This window comes from Moritella sp. F3 (assembly GCF_015082335.1).
Taxonomy (GTDB): domain Bacteria; phylum Pseudomonadota; class Gammaproteobacteria; order Enterobacterales; family Moritellaceae; genus Moritella.
In genome coordinates this window covers 12569-31853 of the sequence record NZ_BLRL01000017.1, presented here as the reverse complement: position 1 = coordinate 31853, position 19285 = coordinate 12569, and the positions used below count along the sequence as shown (strand labels likewise).

General features: G+C 41.6%; 19 protein-coding genes. 9 read left to right on the top strand and 10 right to left on the bottom strand.

Features of this window, described 5'->3' with window-relative positions; translation table 11 throughout:
• The first annotated feature begins 4 nt into the window (after window positions 1–4).
• The 5 genes from thiE to thiH all read left to right on the top strand — a co-directional run bounded on the left by thiE (window position 5) and on the right by thiH (window position 4521).
• The gene (gene thiE / locus JFU56_RS19935) at window positions 5–1501 is read left to right on the top strand and encodes a thiamine phosphate synthase (protein WP_198439009.1); all 1497 of its coding nucleotides are present in this window, start codon (window positions 5–7) and stop codon (window positions 1499–1501) included.
• 1 nt (window position 1502) lies between these two features.
• Window positions 1503–2273 carry a HesA/MoeB/ThiF family protein gene (locus tag JFU56_RS19930; RefSeq protein ID WP_198439008.1) on the top strand — a complete coding sequence of 257 codons (771 nt, stop codon included), beginning with the start codon at window positions 1503–1505 and terminating at the stop codon, window positions 2271–2273.
• Window positions 2274–2368: 95 nt separating this feature from the next.
• Complete coding sequence (thiS, locus tag JFU56_RS19925; protein WP_198439007.1) at window positions 2369–2566, top strand: sulfur carrier protein ThiS; 198 nt, start codon at window positions 2369–2371, stop codon at window positions 2564–2566.
• On the top strand, window positions 2567–3376 hold the full coding sequence (locus JFU56_RS19920) for a thiazole synthase (RefSeq protein WP_198439006.1): 810 nt from the start codon (window positions 2567–2569) through the stop codon (window positions 3374–3376).
• A 23-nt stretch (window positions 3377–3399) separates the two neighbouring features.
• Complete coding sequence (thiH, locus tag JFU56_RS19915) at window positions 3400–4521, top strand: 2-iminoacetate synthase ThiH (protein ID WP_198439005.1); 1122 nt, start codon at window positions 3400–3402, stop codon at window positions 4519–4521.
• Between the two features lie 96 nt (window positions 4522–4617).
• Here thiH and JFU56_RS19910 read toward each other — a convergent pair whose 3' ends face one another.
• Together JFU56_RS19910 and JFU56_RS19905 are read right to left on the bottom strand one after the other, a co-directional pair.
• Window positions 4618–5328 (bottom strand): outer membrane beta-barrel protein, encoded by a 711-nt coding sequence (locus JFU56_RS19910; RefSeq protein WP_198439004.1) that lies wholly within the window; start codon window positions 5326–5328, stop codon window positions 4618–4620.
• A 74-nt stretch (window positions 5329–5402) separates the two neighbouring features.
• Window positions 5403–6329 carry a DMT family transporter gene (locus tag JFU56_RS19905; protein ID WP_198439003.1) on the bottom strand — a complete coding sequence of 309 codons (927 nt, stop codon included), beginning with the start codon at window positions 6327–6329 and terminating at the stop codon, window positions 5403–5405.
• A 457-nt stretch (window positions 6330–6786) separates the two neighbouring features.
• Between JFU56_RS19905 and JFU56_RS19900 the strand changes: the two genes are divergently transcribed.
• Genes JFU56_RS19900 through JFU56_RS19890 form a run of 3 tightly spaced genes read left to right on the top strand, consistent with a single transcriptional unit; the run spans window position 6787 to window position 9837 of the window.
• Entirely contained in the window at window positions 6787–7794 is a 1008-nt protein-coding gene (locus JFU56_RS19900) for a TRAP transporter substrate-binding protein (RefSeq protein WP_198439002.1), read from the top strand.
• A 54-nt stretch (window positions 7795–7848) separates the two neighbouring features.
• Window positions 7849–8472, top strand: a complete 624-nt coding sequence (locus tag JFU56_RS19895) for a TRAP transporter small permease (RefSeq protein WP_198439001.1) — start codon at window positions 7849–7851, stop codon at window positions 8470–8472.
• Between the two features lie 3 nt (window positions 8473–8475).
• Window positions 8476–9837 (top strand): TRAP transporter large permease, encoded by a 1362-nt coding sequence (locus tag JFU56_RS19890; RefSeq protein WP_198439000.1) that lies wholly within the window; start codon window positions 8476–8478, stop codon window positions 9835–9837.
• Between the two features lie 106 nt (window positions 9838–9943).
• On the opposite strand, the gene JFU56_RS19885 is transcribed toward JFU56_RS19890, so the two are convergent.
• Together JFU56_RS19885 and JFU56_RS19880 are read right to left on the bottom strand one after the other, a co-directional pair.
• Window positions 9944–11296, bottom strand: a complete 1353-nt coding sequence (locus JFU56_RS19885) for a sigma-54 dependent transcriptional regulator (protein ID WP_198438999.1) — start codon at window positions 11294–11296, stop codon at window positions 9944–9946.
• Between the two features lie 71 nt (window positions 11297–11367).
• Window positions 11368–13212 (bottom strand): ATP-binding protein, encoded by a 1845-nt coding sequence (locus JFU56_RS19880; RefSeq protein ID WP_198438998.1) that lies wholly within the window; start codon window positions 13210–13212, stop codon window positions 11368–11370.
• Between the two features lie 227 nt (window positions 13213–13439).
• On the opposite strand from JFU56_RS19880, the gene JFU56_RS19875 reads away from it, so the two are divergent.
• The gene (locus JFU56_RS19875) at window positions 13440–13898 is read left to right on the top strand and encodes an Lrp/AsnC family transcriptional regulator (RefSeq protein ID WP_198438997.1); all 459 of its coding nucleotides are present in this window, start codon (window positions 13440–13442) and stop codon (window positions 13896–13898) included.
• A gap of 47 nt (window positions 13899–13945) precedes the next feature.
• Here the strand turns inward: JFU56_RS19875 and JFU56_RS19870 are convergent, their stop codons facing one another.
• The 6 genes from JFU56_RS19870 to JFU56_RS19845 form a co-directional block, all read right to left on the bottom strand.
• Entirely contained in the window at window positions 13946–14596 is a 651-nt protein-coding gene (locus JFU56_RS19870) for an SCO family protein (RefSeq protein WP_198438996.1), read from the bottom strand.
• Window positions 14597–14616: 20 nt separating this feature from the next.
• A complete protein-coding gene (locus JFU56_RS19865; RefSeq protein WP_198438995.1) occupies window positions 14617–15126 on the bottom strand; it encodes a copper chaperone PCu(A)C in 510 nt (169 codons plus the stop codon).
• A gap of 14 nt (window positions 15127–15140) precedes the next feature.
• Window positions 15141–15596: a hypothetical protein gene (locus JFU56_RS19860; protein ID WP_198438994.1), complete on the bottom strand. Its 456-nt coding sequence runs from the start codon at window positions 15594–15596 to the stop codon at window positions 15141–15143.
• Between the two features lie 213 nt (window positions 15597–15809).
• Window positions 15810–16346: a dihydrofolate reductase family protein gene (locus JFU56_RS19855; protein WP_198438993.1), complete on the bottom strand. Its 537-nt coding sequence runs from the start codon at window positions 16344–16346 to the stop codon at window positions 15810–15812.
• Between the two features lie 36 nt (window positions 16347–16382).
• Window positions 16383–17264, bottom strand: a complete 882-nt coding sequence (locus tag JFU56_RS19850; RefSeq protein ID WP_198438992.1) for a Dyp-type peroxidase — start codon at window positions 17262–17264, stop codon at window positions 16383–16385.
• A gap of 58 nt (window positions 17265–17322) precedes the next feature.
• Entirely contained in the window at window positions 17323–19113 is a 1791-nt protein-coding gene (locus JFU56_RS19845) for an aminopeptidase P family protein (protein WP_198438991.1), read from the bottom strand.
• Window positions 19114–19285: the final 172 nt, after the last annotated feature.

Sequence of the window (19285 nt, the reverse complement as noted above, 5' to 3'; positions counted from 1 at the left end):
TTTAATGACTGAAGCCATTATTTGGACTATCGCGAGCTTTACTGCTCGTGATCATGCGACGAATCAAGCCGATATTAAAACGATTAATGCATTAGATGGGCGTGGTTACCATGTTTCTACAGCATGCTTATCTGATGAAGATTTTTCTGCTGAGCTCGCAGTGTTAAGTACCGCCGCTATGCCCGCTGCTATTAAGGTTGGCGTACTAGACACTGCATCGCATATTGATATTTTAGTTCGTTTTTTACAAGATTATAAGCAGTGCTACCCAGCATTACACGTTATCTATGAGCCGTTAACTATCACGTTAGCAGAGATGGTTAACGCTAATTATGGATTAATCGCGGCCATTCAAACAGGCTTATTGCCACTCGTTGATGTATTGATATTAACGCAAGATGAAACGAGCGTTGATGCGGCCGATTTATTTAGTACAACTAAAAAATCGATCAACTTACTGTTGAACTCCGGCGTAAAAGGCGTTTGTGCGAAAGCTATTTTTACAAACGATACCCTAGTTAACAGTAACAAATACGGTGAAGATGAACAGCAACTGTCTGTCATGTTAGATATCTATATCGATGCTGAGCGTGAAATTTTATTATCCTCACCGATCATGAGACTCAATTCATTAAGTGACGCTGAACATTGCGGTGTTTTTTCTGCAGCCCTAGCAACTGTCATTGGTCAAGATTATCCGGTTGATGATGCACTTGTTGTCGCCAGAGCGTATTTAAATCAAGCCGCAGCGATTTGGCCAACCGACCGAGAATATTTTCCCCAAGTTGTGTTACCTAATACAGTATTAGGTGATCAGCTTGGCTTAGCGCAACAAATGCAGTTAGCTTATGATTTTGCACCTTGCGATACCAACCGCCTTGGACTATATCCAGTCGTGGATACAGTTGCATGGCTAGAGAAGGTATTGCAGCAGGGGGTTAAAACCTTGCAGCTACGGATCAAAAATAAAACACCAGCGGAAGTCGTTGAAGATGTAAAAGCGGCAGTGGCTTTAGGCCGTCAGTATCAAGCTCGTCTGTTCATCAATGACTACTGGCAATTAGCCATTGAACACGGTGCTTACGGAGTTCATCTTGGCCAAGAAGATATGTTGATTGCCGATTTTGTCGCAATCAAACAGGCTGGCTTAAAGCTAGGCCTGAGTACGCATGGTTATTATGAAATATTACGTGCCCATCAAATAAAACCCAGTTATATCGCCCTTGGTCATATCTACCCGACGGTAACCAAAGATATGCCATCAAAACCACAAGGGTTACAGCGTCTACAGCGTTATGCTGATTTAATGCAAGATTATCCTTTGGTCGCTATCGGTGGAATTAGCATCGCGCGTGCGCCACAAGTGGCTGCGACTGGTGTCGGTAGTGTTGCAGTTGTGACGGCAATTACTCGTGCTGCAGATTATAAGCAAGCAATCGCTGATTTATTAGTGATTACGGAGCCGACACCTGTATCTACTTTAGTTTGTGAGCGTAATTAAAATGGCAGCATTAAGTGATCAGGAATACATGCGTTATAGCGCGCACTTACTGCTTGAAGATGTGGGTGAGAAAGGGCAGTTAGCACTACGTAATGCCAAGGTACTCATTGTTGGTGTTGGTGGACTTGGCGCACCCGTCGCCTTGTATTTAGCTGCTGCTGGTGTTGGTCATTTAGTTATAGTCGACGATGATCAGGTTGAGTTAACGAATCTGCAACGACAAATTATTTTTACTCAGCAACAATTAAAGCAAACCAAAGTGAGTGCGGCTAAAGCAGCTTTAACACAGCTTAACCCGCATATTCATGTGACAGCTATCCCAAAGAGGCTCACGCTTGATAGCGCTAATAATCAAATGGCTGAAGTGCTGGTTGATGTTGATTTAGTCATTGATTGTAGCGACAACATGCCGACGAGACAGGTGATAAATAAAATATGTGTCATGCAGAAACTGCCGTTAATTGTTGGAGCTGGTATTCGTATGGAAGGGCAGTTGATCTCGTTTAACGCACAGGATGTTGATTCTGCGTGCTACCACTGTTTATATCCTTTTGATGAAACAGCGGAAGTGAATAACTGTAGTACTTCAGGCGTACTTGGTCCACTGGTGGGTATTGTTGGTTCATTACAGGCTCTGGAAGCGATAAAGCATTTAACTGGTATGCCTGTGTCTTCACTTAATCGTTTGATGCGTTTTGATGGCAGGAGGCTGCTGTGGCAGCATTTATCGGTTGCGAAAGATCCCGACTGCAGTGTGTGCGCCATTCACTGAATATAGAAAAAATATAAATAGTTAATTAAACGGTTAATTAACTATTTAATTACATAATCGCATGTCGATAAGCGATATGAGAAATAGGATAGAAGATGAAATTAATCATTAATGATGAAATTAAGACAGTAACAGTGACGACAATTTCGTCACTGTTACTAGCACTCGAGCAGCCTGAGAAAGGCATCGCAGTGGCGGTAAATCAAGCCATTATTACGCGTCAAAAGTGGGACGATTTTCAGTTGTCAGAAAATGATCAAGTTACTTTATTCCAAGCGATAGCAGGAGGCTAAATGTCAGTATTACCTTTAAACTCAGTATTATCATTACCAAGCGATGAACTTGTCATTGCAGATAAAATATTCTCATCTCGCTTATTCACTGGTACGGGTAAATTTAGCGATCAAAAAATAATGGCTGAAGCCTTAATCGCATCGCAATCTCAGCTTGTCACTATGGCATTAAAGCGTATTGATTTAGCCAATCAAGATGATGATATTCTGAAACCGCTTATCGCTGCGGGTATGAATCTATTACCTAATACATCGGGCGCACGTGATGCAAAAGAAGCTGTCTATGCTGCGCACCTTGCACGTGAAGCATTGCAAACCAATTGGGTTAAATTAGAAATTCATCCTGATCCAAAGTATTTACTGCCAGACCCGATTGAAACCTTAAAAGCTACAGAGCAACTTGTTCGAGATGGTTTTCATGTGTTGCCTTATATTCATGCTGACCCGGTATTGTGCAAACGCTTAGAAGAAGTGGGTACTGCTGCTGTGATGCCATTAGGCGCACCAATTGGCTCGAATAAAGGTATCCGCACGGCTGAATTTTTGGAAATTATTATTGAGCAATCTAGGGTGCCAGTTATTGTCGATGCAGGTATCGGTGCACCATCTCATGCGGCGCTAGCAATGGAAATGGGTGCGGATGCGGTATTGGTGAATACAGCTATCGCAGTAGCTAAAGATCCTGTGGCAATGAGTAAAGCGTTTGCCTTAGCCGTGCAGGCCGGTCGCCAAGCTTATTTAGCTGGCTTAGGAGCTCAGGCGAGAACGGCTGTGGCATCGAGTCCGTTGACTGCATTTTTAGATCTATAATCACGCTAATTTAAGGGTTAAACATGAGCTTTTATGAGCAATTACAACAATTAGATTGGGATGATATACGCTTATCTATTTATGCCAAGACTGCGGCTGATGTTGAGCGGGCATTAGCTAAATCGAGGCTCGACCTTGATGACTTTCAAGCGTTGATCTCACCAGCGGCTGACCCCTTTCTTGAGCAGATGGCGCAGCGGAGTGTCGAGTTAACCCGACAACGTTTTGGTAATACTATCCAATTCTATGTGCCGCTGTACCTCTCTAATATGTGCTCTAATATTTGTACTTATTGTGGTTTTTCAATGCATAACAAGATCCGTCGAACCACGCTGGACATGACGCAGTTAAACAGTGAAGCGAAAGCGATTAAGAAGATGGGTTTTGATCACTTATTATTAGTGGCTGGTGAGTCAGAGCGTAAGGTCGGCATGCCGTATTTTCGCCAGGTATTTACTGAATTAAAATCGCAGTTCTCACATCTATCGTTGGAAGTACAACCGTTAGAGCAAGCTGACTATGAAGAATTAAAAGAACTTGGTCTTGACTCGGTACTAGTCTATCAAGAAACCTATAATCCCCGTACCTATGCAGAGCATCATATTAAGGGTAAGAAGTCTGATTTTAAATATCGGATAGATACGCCTGATCGTTTAGGTAAAGCGGGTATTCATAAAATGGGATTGGGTGCATTAATTGGTTTGGATGAATGGCGCACTGATTGTTTTCACGTTGCAGCACATTTAGATTACTTACAGAAACGTTATTGGCAAACCAAGTATTCAATTTCTTTTCCACGTTTAAGACCCTGTGAAGGTGCGTTTCAGCCTAAATCGATTATGAATGATCGCCAGTTAGTACAGCTGATTTGTGCCTACCGATTATTTAACCCTGATGTTGAACTGTCGTTATCAACCCGAGAGTCAGAGCATTTTCGTGACAATGTCATTCCGTTGGGGATCACCAGTATTAGCGCTGGCTCGAAAACCCAACCGGGTGGTTATTCTGATGATACAGACAAGGCATTAGAGCAGTTTGAAATTGATGATGACCGTTCACCTGCTGAAATGGCAGATTTAGTCAAGGCAATGGGTTTAGAAGTTGTTTGGAAAGATTGGGATAGGTCGTTAACGGCTCTAAAATAATGGTGTGTAGGCTGCTATCATATAGCGTGAACGCAGCCTATTCTTGGTATTTTAAAGTGGTGCTGTTTTACATTTGATCACACATGAACAAAGACTTTAAAAATTATATTTAACACCAAGCTGCGTAGATATTTCATTGGTGTTGATTGTGCCTATATCACGGTAACTGATGTTGGCGACCGCAGACCAATTGTCAGCAAACGCATAATCATTACCAAAATAAAATTCATTTATTTTAATTTTAACGCCACTTTCTTCTAACGCAGCATAGTTGTATGAGAATTTCATTTTATAGTTTTTCGTTACTTGTATATAAGTACCAATTTCACCGGCTGCGCCACCAATTTTGTCACTGTACTTCTCAATGGTACCTGGACCAGGTACCATTGAGAATTCATACACAGATCCAGCTAATTTGTAATCGGCATAACCCAGCGATACGTAAGGGGTAAATTTATTCATCGGCATGAAATAGCCGACTGAATAATATTGTTTTGTAGTCGAAAAATAATCTTGTCCAGATTCAGAGCCTGAACTCGTGCCATTAGTCCAAGCTCTTGCCCATCCTTCTCCATCAAAAGAGCTATAACTGATACTGTAGCTAGCAAATACATTGTCATAGAAGTTCCAAGATGCGTCGAGGAAGCCACCTAACGCGCTTTCCACTTGCTCATTATCAAAGAGCGCATCATCTGCCTTACCAAACTGTAGACCAGCTGAAACATAAGTAAAATCATTGTTGGCACTGGCTAATGGTGTCGCCATGATTGTAGAAACCGTGATGATGGATAATAGTACTTTTTTCATTTTAGCTTTCTCTCTATTTACACTGATTTAAACTTATGACATACGTCGCGTGACTAACGTATTAGAGTGATGAGTTATGATGATTTTTCTACTTTAACGGTTGTTTTTGTTAAACGTTTACTGATTAATTCAAGCGGTAATTTACACAGTAAAACACCCGCCGTTAACAGGACCATCATGAACAGTGATTCGTGACTAATCGTTCTGCCGTTAACCACACTGTCTAAGCCAAGTGCAATCACAGGGAATACCAAGAAACAGATCGATGCTTGGAATGGACTTGCTACTTTATTCAGTTGGAAATAAGCCATGATGCCGCCAATACCAGCGATAGCACCAAGGTAAATAACCGATAACCAAGACGTTAATGTGAATGTAGCGAAGTCTGGTTGCTCTACAAATGCGCCGACAACAAGTAACAGTACTGAAGCAACAAGACACGGTAGTGCGTTATACGTTAATACATGAATTCCCTGACAGCGAGTTTGAACACTGGTATAGATCGTTGCATGCATGAATACCGCTAATACCAAGGCGCCAACACCGATAAGGCTGCCATTCGCGCTTACACCCATCTCATTACTGATAATTGTGATTAAGCTGAATAGTGCAATGGCAAGACCTGCTATTTGGTGAAGATGTACTTTTTGACGATGTACCAATATTGCAAAACCTAAAACAACAACCGGCATAGTGGCAAAAATAATAGACGCTAAACCTGAAGAAATATATTGCTCACCAAAAATCATTAGGGTAAATGGTGCAGCAAAATAAAACACACTGATTAATGCAAATTCAAGTTTCTTCCCTTTTGGGAACATCAGTGGGATTTTAAGCCAGCGCGCCGCTAGAATTAATAGTGGTGCAGCCAGTGCAAAGCGTAAACCTGTTGCTGTGATCGGCGGGATAGAGTGAACAGCAATTTCCATCGCCATCCAGGTTGTACCCCAGATCAAACATACAGAGGCAAATAATAATGTGGCGACGAGTTTTGTATTCATAAGGCGATCTCTATATAAGTGCTGGATATTTAATATGATAATTCTATGCCTTTTGCTGGGGTATATGGTTTCCTATTGTCGATTAAAAACCACCTTATTAAACAATAAATACTCCTAATGTTGGGTTTGGTAGAAAATATTTATTTATTACCACTTTATTTCTTGGTTTTTTGTTTTGTGATTTCTATTTTTGGGAAATAAAGTGTTCGTAGGCGGGGCGTTTATTTTTGCTTTGAACATACTTAGATAATGGCGGTATTCAGCCCAATATGCTTTTTCGAATGGGTGGTTACCCACCCATTCATGTCTCTTGCTTTCATCTAAAATTTTATTAAGCTTTTGTTATTCATCGCTTTTGTTTGAACCTTAAATTGTGGCTCGATGGTTGCTATATAGTTATCACACTGTTAATTGAAATTGAATAAATTAACAACGTTATAATTATATGGAGATTCTTATGTTTAAATACGCGACGGCAATATCGATGGTACTGGCGAGCATGACTACGTTTAGTGCGCAAGCATCATCAGGAGCCTGTGAACCCGGTGAGATCGTGATTAAATTTAGTCATGTGACGAACACCAGCAAACACCCCAAAGGTATTGCTGCATCATTACTGGAAGAACGAGTAAATAAAGAGATGAATGGTAAAGCTTGTATGCAAGTTTTCCCTAACTCAACACTTTATGATGACAATAAAGTGCTTGAAGCGTTATTAAATGGTGATGTGCACTTAGCGGCTCCTTCTTTATCTAAGTTTGAAAAAATCACCAAGAAATTCCGTATCTTTGATTTACCCTTCCTGTTTGATGATGTCGCCGCGGTGGATCGTTTCCAAAACTCTGAAGCGGGTGACAAATTGAAGAATTCAATGCGTCGTCGTGGCTTACAAGGTTTAGCATTTTGGCATAACGGTATGAAGCAAATGTCTGCTAATCGCCCGCTTATTTATCCTGAAGATGCACAAGGTTTGAAATTCCGTGTTCAAGCATCTGACGTACTCGTTGCACAGTTTGAGCAACTCGGTGCTAACCCACAAAAAATGTCGTTTAAAGAAGTTTACGGCGGTCTACAAACCAAGGTTATTGATGGCCAAGAAAATACTTGGTCGAATACTTACGGTAAAAAATTCTTTGAAGTACAAGACGGTGTCACTGAAACCAACCACGGTATTCTTGATTATCTCCTTGTTACATCAAACCGCTGGTGGGCTAAATTACCGAATGATGTAAAAGTCCAACTACGTCAAATCATTGTTGAGGTGACAGCGACACGTAACGCCGAATCATCACGTATCAATAATGAAAACAAAGCTAACATTATCGCTGCTGGTGGCATCGTGCGTACGTTAACACCTGAACAGCGCGAAGCCTGGGTTGATAAGCTACAGCCTGTTTGGTCTAAATTCGAAAAAGATATTGGTAGTGACTTGATCCAGAAAGCATTAGCGTCGAATAAATCATAATACCAAGCGGCATAAGTTACTTATGCCGCGTTAAGCGAATTGAAGGGAACCAATATGAATAATGGATTATGGGCGCGCTTGGGGCGTATATCCGATAGTGTCGAAGAGCTAAATATAGCTATGTCATTAGGTGTGATGACCTTACTGACCTTTGCTAATGTAGTGTTTCGGTATTTGTTCAATGGCAATATTTTATGGGCGTTAGAATTAACCGTATTTTTATTTGCTTGGTTAGTATTGGTAGGAGCGTCGTACGGGGTAAAAAAACATTCACATATTGGTGTTGATATCTTAGTTAACATGGCCTCGGTGAAATTACGTAAGGTTTATGCTGTTATCGCCGTGAGTGCGTGTTTACTTTTTTCTGTCCTGTTGTTGATTGGATCGTGGAATTATTGGTATCCGTTTATTACCGAGCAAGCTTGGTATGAAACCGATGATATTCCAATGCCAGAATTCTTACAGTTTCTAGCTGATTGGCTTAATGAGGGGGAGCGTTATGAAAAACTACCGCGTTTTATACCTTATTTTTCGTTACCGCTAGGCACTGCGTTACTGACATTTAGATTTGCGCAGCTGTTATGGCAAGTGCTCACTAACAAAATAGACCGTGTGATCGCAAGTCACGAAGCTGAAGAAGCGTTGGCGGTATTGGATCAAGAAGATAACAAGGATTAAGTTATGGTTTTAGGTATATTGTTATTGATGATCATCGGGTTCATGATGTTCGGCGTGCCAATCGCGGTATCACTTGGTTTATCCAGTATTTTGTTTTTACTGGCTAGTTCAGATGCCAGTTTAGCCTCTGTCGCGCAAACGCTATTTAATGCGTTTGCTGGGCATTACACCTTATTGGCGATCCCATTTTTCATTTTGGCCTCGACTTTTATGTCCACTGGTGGTGTTGCTCAGCGCATCATTCGTTTCGCTGTCGCTATCGTGGGTTGGTTCCCTGGCGGTTTAGCGATTGCTTCAGTGGTGGCGTGTATGATGTTCGCAGCATTGTCTGGTTCATCACCTGCAACGGTTGTCGCTATCGGCAGTTTAGTGATTGCCGGTATGGTTAAGAATGGTTACAGCAAGGAGTTTGCTGCTGGGGTTATTTGTAATGCGGGGACCTTGGGTATCCTAATCCCGCCTTCGATCGTAATGGTAGTATATGCTGCTGCTACAGATGTCTCTGTTGGGCGCATGTTCTTGGCAGGTGTGGTGCCTGGCACATTAGCGGGACTGATGTTGATTATTGCTATTTTAATTACCGCAAAAGTGAAGAAACTGCCTGCACAACCGTTTGTAGGTTGGAGTGAAGTTTTCCGTTCTGCCCGGGATGCATCATGGGGATTAATGCTAATTGTCATTATCCTTGGCGGTATTTATGGTGGTATCTTTACACCGACAGAAGCGGCCGCAGTTGCTGCAGTTTATGCGTTTGTGATTGCTAACTTTGTGTATAAAGATATGGGCCCTTTTGCAGATAAGAAAAGTACTCAATCTGTCATTGTTAAATCATTTCATGTGTTATGCCATCCCGATACCAAGAAAAGCTTATTTGATGCCGGTAAAATGACGATCATGTTGCTGTTCATTGTTGCCAACGCCTTAATTCTAAAACATGTGTTAACTGAAGAGCGTATACCACAGATGATCACTGAAGCCATGTTAAGTGCAGGTCTTGGGCCCATCGCATTTTTGATTGTGGTGAATGTATTGCTGTTGATTGGTGGCCAGTTTATGGAACCATCAGGGCTGTTGATTATTGTCGCACCGTTAGTATTTCCGATTGCGTTAGAATTGGGTATTGATCCTATCCATCTTGGTATCATCATGGTGGTGAATATGGAGATTGGTATGATCACACCGCCGGTTGGCTTGAATCTATTTGTGACTTCTGGCGTCGCGCATATGTCGATGTTACAAGTGGTGAAAGCGGTTATGCCATGGGTTGCGTTGATGTTGGTGTTCTTGATGATAGTGACGTATGTGCCTTGGGTATCAACCTGGTTACCAACCTTGATGATGGGACCTGAATTGATCATTCGTTAATACGTACTTACGTTATAAAGTGATATGACAAAAAATTAATACGACGACACCAAAATGGTCAGCATATGCTGACCATTTTTAGTTGTTTAGTTTGTTTCAATAAACGTTATTTCAGCGGTTGCTCTTTAAAGGCTTGTTTGTCTATTTGATGTTTCTGCATTTTGTCATACAAGGTTTTACGCGCTAGATTGAGCTGATGCATGGTGTCTTTAATACTGCCATTGCAGCTTGTTAGCGCTTGCTCAATGAGGATTTTTTCGAATGCTTCAACTTGCTCTGATAAATTTTGCGTTAGGCTTGCTTGTGCCTCATTAGACGAGTTAAGGCCGGTCAGTTTCCCCAATAATATATAACGTTCAGCTGCGTTTCGTAATTCACGTACATTACCTGGCCAGTCATGGGCAAGCAATGTCTGCACATCCTGAAGTGGTAAGGCTGGCACTGCTTTACAATATCGCGCGGCAGAGACTAATAAGAAGTGGTGGAACAGACTTTGAATATCATCGAAGCGTTGGCGCAGGGGCGGTAAGTTGAGGGTGACGATATTGAGACGATAATAAAGGTCTTGGCGAAATGTACCTTCGACAGCAGCTTGGGTTAAATCGACTTTGGTAGCGGCAATAATACGAATATCTAAAGGTATCTCTTTATTAGAACCGACGCGCTCGAGTGTTCTTTCCTGCAAAATACGTAGCAGTTTAATCTGCGCTTGCATAGGCATTGATTCGATTTCATCAAGAAATAAAGTACCACCTTGAGCGAATTCAAATTTACCAATACGTCGTTCAGATGCGCCTGAAAATGCGCCTTTTTCATGGCCAAATAATTCACTTTCAATTAAGTTTTCAGGCACTGCGCCGCAGTTGATGGCGACAAAATTATGTGTCCGACGACTACTTTGTTCATGTAAGGATCGCGCAACTAGCTCTTTACCTGTCCCTGTTTCACCGAACAATAAAATATCAGCAGGGGTATCGGCAATATGACTGATCATTTCTCGTAATTCAATAATGGATTTAGTTGTGCCAATGATCCGTGGCCCAAGTGTTTCTTTGGCCTGTAGCGCTTTTTTTAAGGTTTTGTTTTCTTCGGTTAACAAGCGCTTTTCGATAGCACGCTTGACTGACTCTGTGAGTCTAACTGAGGCAAATGGCTTTTCAATAAAATCATAAGCGCCATCGCGCATCGCTTGTACGGCGAGAGAAATATCACCGTGACCAGTGATTAAAATAACGGGTAGGCTAGGGTCTTGTTGCATTAGCTTTAGTAGTAATTGGTGGCCACACAAACCCGGTAAGCGAATATCTGTGATCACCACTAGCGGCGTTTCGATGGCGAGCTGAGCCAATGCGGTTTCTGCATCGGCAAAACAAGTTACGCTGATCCCTGCCAGCTCTAAAGTTTGCTGATTAGCGAACCGTAAATCTTTTTCGTCATCAATAAAAAAAACCTGACTCATTATTTATCCTATGATTTTATTATGCTCTCGTACTACTGGCTGTATTACTTCGTTATTATTTGATACTGGCGCTATTGTTTTCGCTGCGGGTATATTTTCCCTGGCGTTGTCGTTGCAGGGATCGTCGTTGTTGAAGTGGTCGCTGTCGGTACCATCGCCAACGGTAAACTAAGGCTGAATCTCGCGCCAGCGTTAGGCCTATTCTCCGCGGTAATATTACCCTGCATGTTACGCATTATTTTGTGCGAAATAGATAAACCCAGCCCTAAACCTGTTTCTTTAGTGGTGAAAAATGGGTCAAACAGTTGTGACAAATTTTCTTTGCTGATCCCTGCGCCAGAATCGTCAACTTGAACAATGACCTGCTGTTGGTCGCGACATAAAGACACATGAATATGTTTGTCACTAGACTCTTCGACCGCTTGCATCGCATTGGATAGTAAGTTCACCAGCACTTGTTCTAATTGCACCTGGTCGACATTAACCAGTACTTCAATATTGGCATCATCAAGGGTGATAGCCACTTGATGATTTTTTAATTGCGGTCTGACTAACTCGATAGCCATATTTATCACATTGAGTAATGGCACTGGGTGTAATTCACCACTGGATTTACGGGCAAAAAACTTTAGTTGCGAGCTTATTTTTGCCATGCGTTCGGTTAAATGAATAATGCGTTGCAAGTTATCATCGGTAGATTGATATTGTTCGCGTTGTAAGAATACCAAGGCGTTATCTGCATAACTTCGAATAGCTGCGAGGGGATTATTTAACTCATGACTAATACTGGCTGATAGCTGACCCAATACCGCGAGCTTTGCGGTTTGAATTAATTCTTTTTGTGTGTCGCGTAGGGTTTGCTCCATTTTTTGGCGTTCAATGATTTCATTATTCAGATCGGCAGTACGTCGTTTTACTTCTTGTTTAAGTTTGTATTTTGTTTTAATGCGAAGCAGTTCTTTGTCTTTGGCTCGCTGATGTTTATGCATCGATAATTTTAAGCGTAAATTGAGTAACCAAAAAACCAGTGACAGTAATACTAGGCCAATGGCCATATCGATAAAAATAGCGGTTAGGGGGGTAAATACACGTACTGTCCAGCCTGCTGTCGGCATCGACTTACTTATCGATAAATAATTTGTGACGAATGGCTTCGCCGTTTTCAGTTGCAGTAACGTCGGACTTTCTTGTAGTTGCCCTGAGAAATTGAGAGCCGCTATTGTTTTATTGCCATAGCGGCGGCTGGCCGCTATTTTTTGCAGCTTAGCGCTATTCAGCGGTGTTAGGCTGTGTAGTAACCATGACGCGGTGTTAGAGATGAAAATAACATTGTCATCATCGGTAACCATGAAGTGTGATTGTTTTCCGGTCCATTCTTTTTCGATCTTGGATAAATCCATTTTGACCACAACCACACCGATTATTTTACCGGCGTAGATAACTGGCGAAGAAAAATAATAACCTCTTTGCCCTGATGTGGTACCTAAGGCAAAATAACGTCCCTGCTGCCCTTTGACTGCCTGCTGAAAATAAGGACGAAAAGCAAAGTTTTTACCGATGAAGGTTTGCTCTCCTCGCCAGTTATTGGCTGCAATAGTCGTTCCGTTAATATCAAGTAGGTAAGTATCTGATGCGCCAATTGTATTGTTAACGTGTTTTAAATAACGGTTGGTTTTCTCTGTTAGCGCTGTGTTGTCGGTATCTTGTAAGCTGGCGACGACGAGCTTTTGATCAAAAAGTAATTTAGGTATCGCGTTAAAGCGTTGTAATTGACTTTGCAGGTGAGCGGTGAAAATATCTAATTGTTGATTACTTTGAGTGACCAATTTGGCATAACCAGATCGCCAAATCCAGCTTGATAAAATGATCAAACTGATTAGATAAAAGCCAATTAGAAATTTTCGTGTAGTTAACATTATTATCACCTCTAGGTGTACAATAACGTAACATGCTGGATTTACAAATTAATGGCGCTGAGAGTGCGAAGTAGGCACTGTTCATCGTGTTATTTTATTACTTATTAAGCTTATTTCCCAAGTCCTGTGTTTGATAGTGGAGTGGTTGAGAGTACTATGGTTGAAAGCACTATACTTGAAATTAGAATGTTGATGATTGTATTTTTAAAGAAAGGATTTACTTCATTATGTTAGATTCGAAGGATAAATTGATTTTAGATTTGTTGCAGCGTGATGCGTCGCTGTCAATTGCTGATCTAGCCGACAAAGTCAGTTTGACGGTATCACCTTGCTGGAAACGGTTAAAACGTTTAGAAGACAGTGGTTATATTTTACGTCGTGTGGCTTTATTGAATGAGCAAAAGCTCGGTCTTGCATTAACGGCTTTTGTTAATATCAAAACTCAAAATCACAGTGATATCTGGTTTAAGAAGTTTGTTGTCAGCGTGAATGATTTTGCTGAAGTGATCGAATTTTACCGTATGGCGGGCGAATACGACTACATGATGAAGGTACTAGTAAAGGACATGGCTGCGTTTGATGTTTTTTATAAACGATTAGTGAATTGCGTCGATGGTTTAACCGATGTCACCTCTTCTTTTGCGATGGAAGGGTTAAAAAATACGACGCAATTACCAATCACTTAACTAATTTTTAATTTAGTTCCTAATTCAGTGCTAAGTTAGCGCTGAACTTATAGTTTTAGCAGGTCTTCCGCTATTTTTTTAGCGCTGTGGGGCGGTGCAAATGCCGCTACATATTGGCCCTGTGGATTAACCAAGTATAGTCGAGATGAGTGATTGATAAGGTAACTTTCACGCTGCTCTTCCGGTATTGGCGCTGTATAAGGTACAGAAACATATTTACCGTTATTGGCTAAAAATGTTTTTTGATAAATAACCCCAAAGCTAGCCACTAACTTATCTATCTCGCTGCTTGCGCCTGTCATGCCGATAAAATCATCGTTATAAAAGTGCGTGTAAGTTGTCAGCATCTCATTGCTATCACGCTGTGGGTCAACCGAGATAAACACCACTTGTGGCATTACTTTACCCGCGTCAGCCATGATTCCCGCGACATTATTGAGATTGTATAGTTCTGTCGGGCAAACATCTGGGCAGCTGGCATAGCCAAAGAATACTAATGACCATTTATCTTTAAACAGTGCATTGGTAAATTCTTGTTTATCACCGAGGGCGAACTCTGGCAAGGTGACTTGGTGTGGTTGCGCGTATGCGGTGGTGAATGTCGGTAGACTTGGCTGCTGCATATTATTGGCAACGATAGCGCCGAGTGCACTAAGGCCGATAATACCCGCAGCGATGATAGCCTTAGATTTTTTCATTTTAGATCCCTTTATCGAAACTAGTTATGTTTCATATCAGAATGGTCCATATTACCGTGGTCCATGTTGCCGTGATCCATTTTATTTTTACGGTTATCACGTTTCACTGGCATTTCAGCACTGATTTTCTCACCGTTCAATAGCGTAAATGAAACATTAACAAGCTCGCCTGGCGCTGCAATCTTGTTTGGTTCTAATAGCATTACATGGTAACTGCCCGGTTTGAATTGAAACATGGTATTGGCGGGGATGGTGACTTGTTGCTGTTTTTGCATTGTCATCATGCCATCTTTTTTACCTGATAAATGCAGTTCACTACGACCAAAACCTTGCGCCTCAACATCAGTGATCACTATAGGCTTATTGGTGTGATTCATCACGGTGAAAAAAGCCGCTTGTACTTTTGCAGATGGTGGTGCTGCACGAACCCAAGAATCCATGATCATCAGATTGATTTTCTCTGCTGCAAATGTTGGCGAGGCAGAAAAAATAGCGCTAGCGATAAGGGTCGTCATTATTGATTTTTGCATTTGTTCATCCTGAATTAATGAGTCGTAGTAGTAAATTGAAAAGGCACTAAATAAGGTTGGCCGGCAACCGTGACGGTGAGATCTGCCTGCCAAAGCATTTCACCCAATATACATATCGCCAGTGCCGTCTCGGCTTGATATGTGTTTTTATCGACAGCATCGAGTGTGGTAGGGAAGCCGGGCATCGTCATGTTAACCCCATTAATCGTTACGCTGGCATTATCAATTTTAGTGCCGTTTAAGTTAACGGATAATGGTGTCATCGGTTTGGCATTAAATGGCGTGATAGAAAGGGTAATTGTTTGCTCTGGTGTGAGTTGCACTTGGCATGCTTGTTCATTCACTCGGCAGTCTTGTTGCAGTGGTAATTGCACACTATTGAGATCGCGCTGTGGCTGATAGAAGAAATTGAAATAACCGACTGCGGCGGCAGAGATAATGCTCACACTAACTGTTAACCATTTAGACATGGGTAAAGACTCTTATACTTGGCATTGGATCATGAAAAGAATATTCGTTCTATAATAAAACGATTAATAACATAATATTACTTTAATTTTAACAGCAGATAAACGGGCAATGTAAGAAAACTATCGCTAGCGCGTATTTCGTTGGGGATTGGTAATGACTTTAAATCAGCTGATGCCGCTGAAATCACATTGTCGGCATCAGCCAGTATAAGGCTAGTGCGAGTTGTTTTTGATTATTCTGTAGTGTGTTTGCACCAACCCAGATGGGTAACATTGTGATGATAAGACCGTGACATCAAGGGCTGGTTGTGGCGCGTTAAATAAGCGAATACCATTACCGAGCAAGATTGGAATGGTGGATATAATTAATTCATCAATAAGATCGAGTCGTAATAATGAGTCTGCTAAATTAGCGCCACCGAGTAACCAGATATTACCTTCGTTGGTGGCTTTTAATTGTGTTATCGTCGCAGCGGGGTCGGTAATAAAAGTGACGTTATCATTGGGGATAATATCGGGTGAATGTGAGGCGACAAAGCATTGTTTATTGGCATAAGGCCAATCACCAAAATCTTTAATTACTTTAAAGGAAGTATTACCCATCATCACGGCACTAACGCCTTCTAAGAAGGTTTGATAACCGTAATCTTCACCTTGTACATCGACATGTGAGAGCCATGATATGTCATGGTCTGGCTTTGCTATATAACCGTCTAAACTTGTTGCTATATATAAAATAACGTTCGACATAATCATCGCTCCCAGTTGAATGCAAATTAACTCATTTTAATTCATTAATGTATCTAGTGCTGTTTGAGAAGGGGCAAACCAGTATGATCCTGTTACCGCATCTGAATAATCAATCAATCTATCAGTGACGCCGTCTGGAATTCCGTACATACGTTGTAATTGCGTGGTGAAGCGTAATTGATCACATGCGAATGCTAAAAAGTATAGTCCGTGTTCCGATGCGTTACCATATGGCGAGCTGCGACGATAGATTTTCATACCCGATACATCGGTGCGGCTGACGTGTGAATTCGCTGGCATGGCATCGCCTGATAATTCAATATCGTCTTCTTTTGTTCTGCCTACAACCGCCTCTTGCTCTGGTACTGGCATCGCATTGAAACTGCTTAGATCATGTACCCATTTTTGTGATAATACAAAACTACCACCCGCACCAGATTGTCCTTCTGGGATCAATGATGCTAATTGACGCGCGTCTTCTTTTGGATTCGCAGTACCATCAACGAAACCAATTAAGTCACGGTTTTTGTGATATTGAAAACCTGATATATCGAGCTGCGTGTCGGCGATTTTAGTCAGCATTTTTTGAATATGAAATGCTTGCTCTAATGTATGGCTAGCATTGTCACTGTGGATCCAAAACATCACATCACCTTGAGAGGCCAAGGCTTTTTTACCATGTGAGCTGGCGATCTCGGTAAAATCGTTAAATAACGGCAATTCCAGTTCAGGTAGTAACGTATTCGTGGTGCTACGGCCAAAGGCAATCACGATATTAATATCGTCAGTTTGCTTCGTTAACGCACCTTGTAGTGCTTGCTGAATATCCGCTAAGTAAACATCTTCTTTAAAAGTATATTCTAAATGATGGTAGCTTTGGCTTTGTTCGTTAAAAATAGCGATTTGTGGTTGGGTCATGCCAACTCCTTTCAATACAGAGCCAATCTAAACATTTAGATTGGCTCATGAAAAATAATTAAATAGCGTGTGTAGCTTGAGATAACCACTGTAAATCAGAACCGCTTAACAATGGTGATAATGCGTCACGTACTTGGGCGTGATATGCATTGATCCAGTTTACTTCATCTTGTGAGAGTAGTTGTTGATCTATGAGATGCAAATCAAAAGGAACCAAGGTTAATGTTTCAAACTCATAAAACGTTTTACCATCGTGGCCATTGTCTTTCTCGACAACATAAATCAAGTTCTCACAACGAATACCGTATTCATCTTGTTTGTAATAACCCGGTTCATTAGATACCACCATACCAGGTAGTAATGCGACACTATTTGAGTTTTTACCAATGCGATGCGGACCTTCGTGTACATTTAGGAAACAACCCACACCATGGCCAGTGCCGTGGTCGTAGTCATAACCTTGTTGCCATAAGAATTGACGGGCTAATGAATCTAATTGCCCACCGTTCGTGCCTGCTGGAAATTTCATGTTAGCAAGGGCAATATGACCTTTCAGTACCAAGGTGAACATTTTTTTATGTTCTGCACTCGGTGTACCAATCGCAACAGTACGGGTAATATCCGTTGTCCCATCAAGGTACTGGGCACCAGAGTCGAACAGGTAGATACTGTCCATCGGCAGTTGTGCTGGCACACCATTATTATGATTGTAATGGCACATAGCTGCATTACCACCGGCAGCTGAAATCGTATCAAAACTTAATTCAACGAAGTGTTCGTTCGATGCTCGGAAAGTGGTTAGCTTGTCAGAAAGGAAGCCTTCATCATGCAAATTACCCGCTGTGACTTCTTGTTGTAACCAGTTAAGGAATCGTACTTCTGAAGCACCGTCACGGATATGTGATGCGCGCATACCTGACAATTCAACGGTATTTTTACACGCTCTTGGTAACGCAACAGGATCATCGCCTGCAATTAAAGTGGCGCCCGCACGTTGCGCTGTTAACTGGCTAAAAGCATTTGATGCCTCAGGATCGGCTAATACTGTTAGCTGTTGTTCACCTAGTGCCTGGTAAGTTGCTGTTGCTTGTGCTTCTTCGATAATTTCAACGCCTGTACCCACATGTTCGTGGAAACCCGCTGGAATTTTTGCTGGGTTCGTAAAGAACGACATCGAACCATCTTTACGTAATATCGCACTGCCAAGAATAACGCAGAAGCAGTGAATGTCTTTACCACGAATATTCAATAACCAAGCAATCGAGTCTAATGCGCTAATCAGTACGGCGTCCGCACCTTGTTTCGCGATATCGGCACCGATTTGTTGACGTTTTTCTAGGCTTGATTGACCTGTGTATTTTTCATCAAGTAATAAACCAAGATTTTCTGTTGGCGTCGGTCTGTCCGCCCAGCTTAAATCAATCGGATTTTGGTCAACAGCAACTAAGTTAATCTGTTTTGCTGCTAAGGTTTTTTCACTGGCATTGTGCCAATTTAAGTTATGTACTTTAGCGTCATAACCGACATTAGCATTTGCAGGTAATTGTTCACTTAACCAAGCCACATGTGGTTCTTCATTAAGGTGATAAAACTCAAAACAATCGCCGCTGACTTGTTGTTTTACTTGAATGGTATAACGACCATCAGTAAATATAGCTGCGCGATCTTTTAAAATGATCACGGTACCAGCAGAACCGGTAAAGTTACTGCACCATAATAGACGCTCATTATGTGCTGGCACGTATTCGCCAAGGTACTCATCTGCACGCGGTACGATAAAGGCGTCTAAGTTCGCGGCACTCATGTGCGCGCGTATTGCTGCTAATTTCAGTTCTATTGCTTGAGGCATCTTGCTGTCCGGTTTGTCATGTTACCTGACGCGATGTACTGCGTTTTATAGGGGTCATGTTCTGGTTATAGAAAGAGAGAATACTGAAACATTAACCTGTTAGGGTTTAGATATGCAAGAGGAGGTAATGGGGATTGTGATATTTTCAGTAATTATATAGTGATTAAGTCAT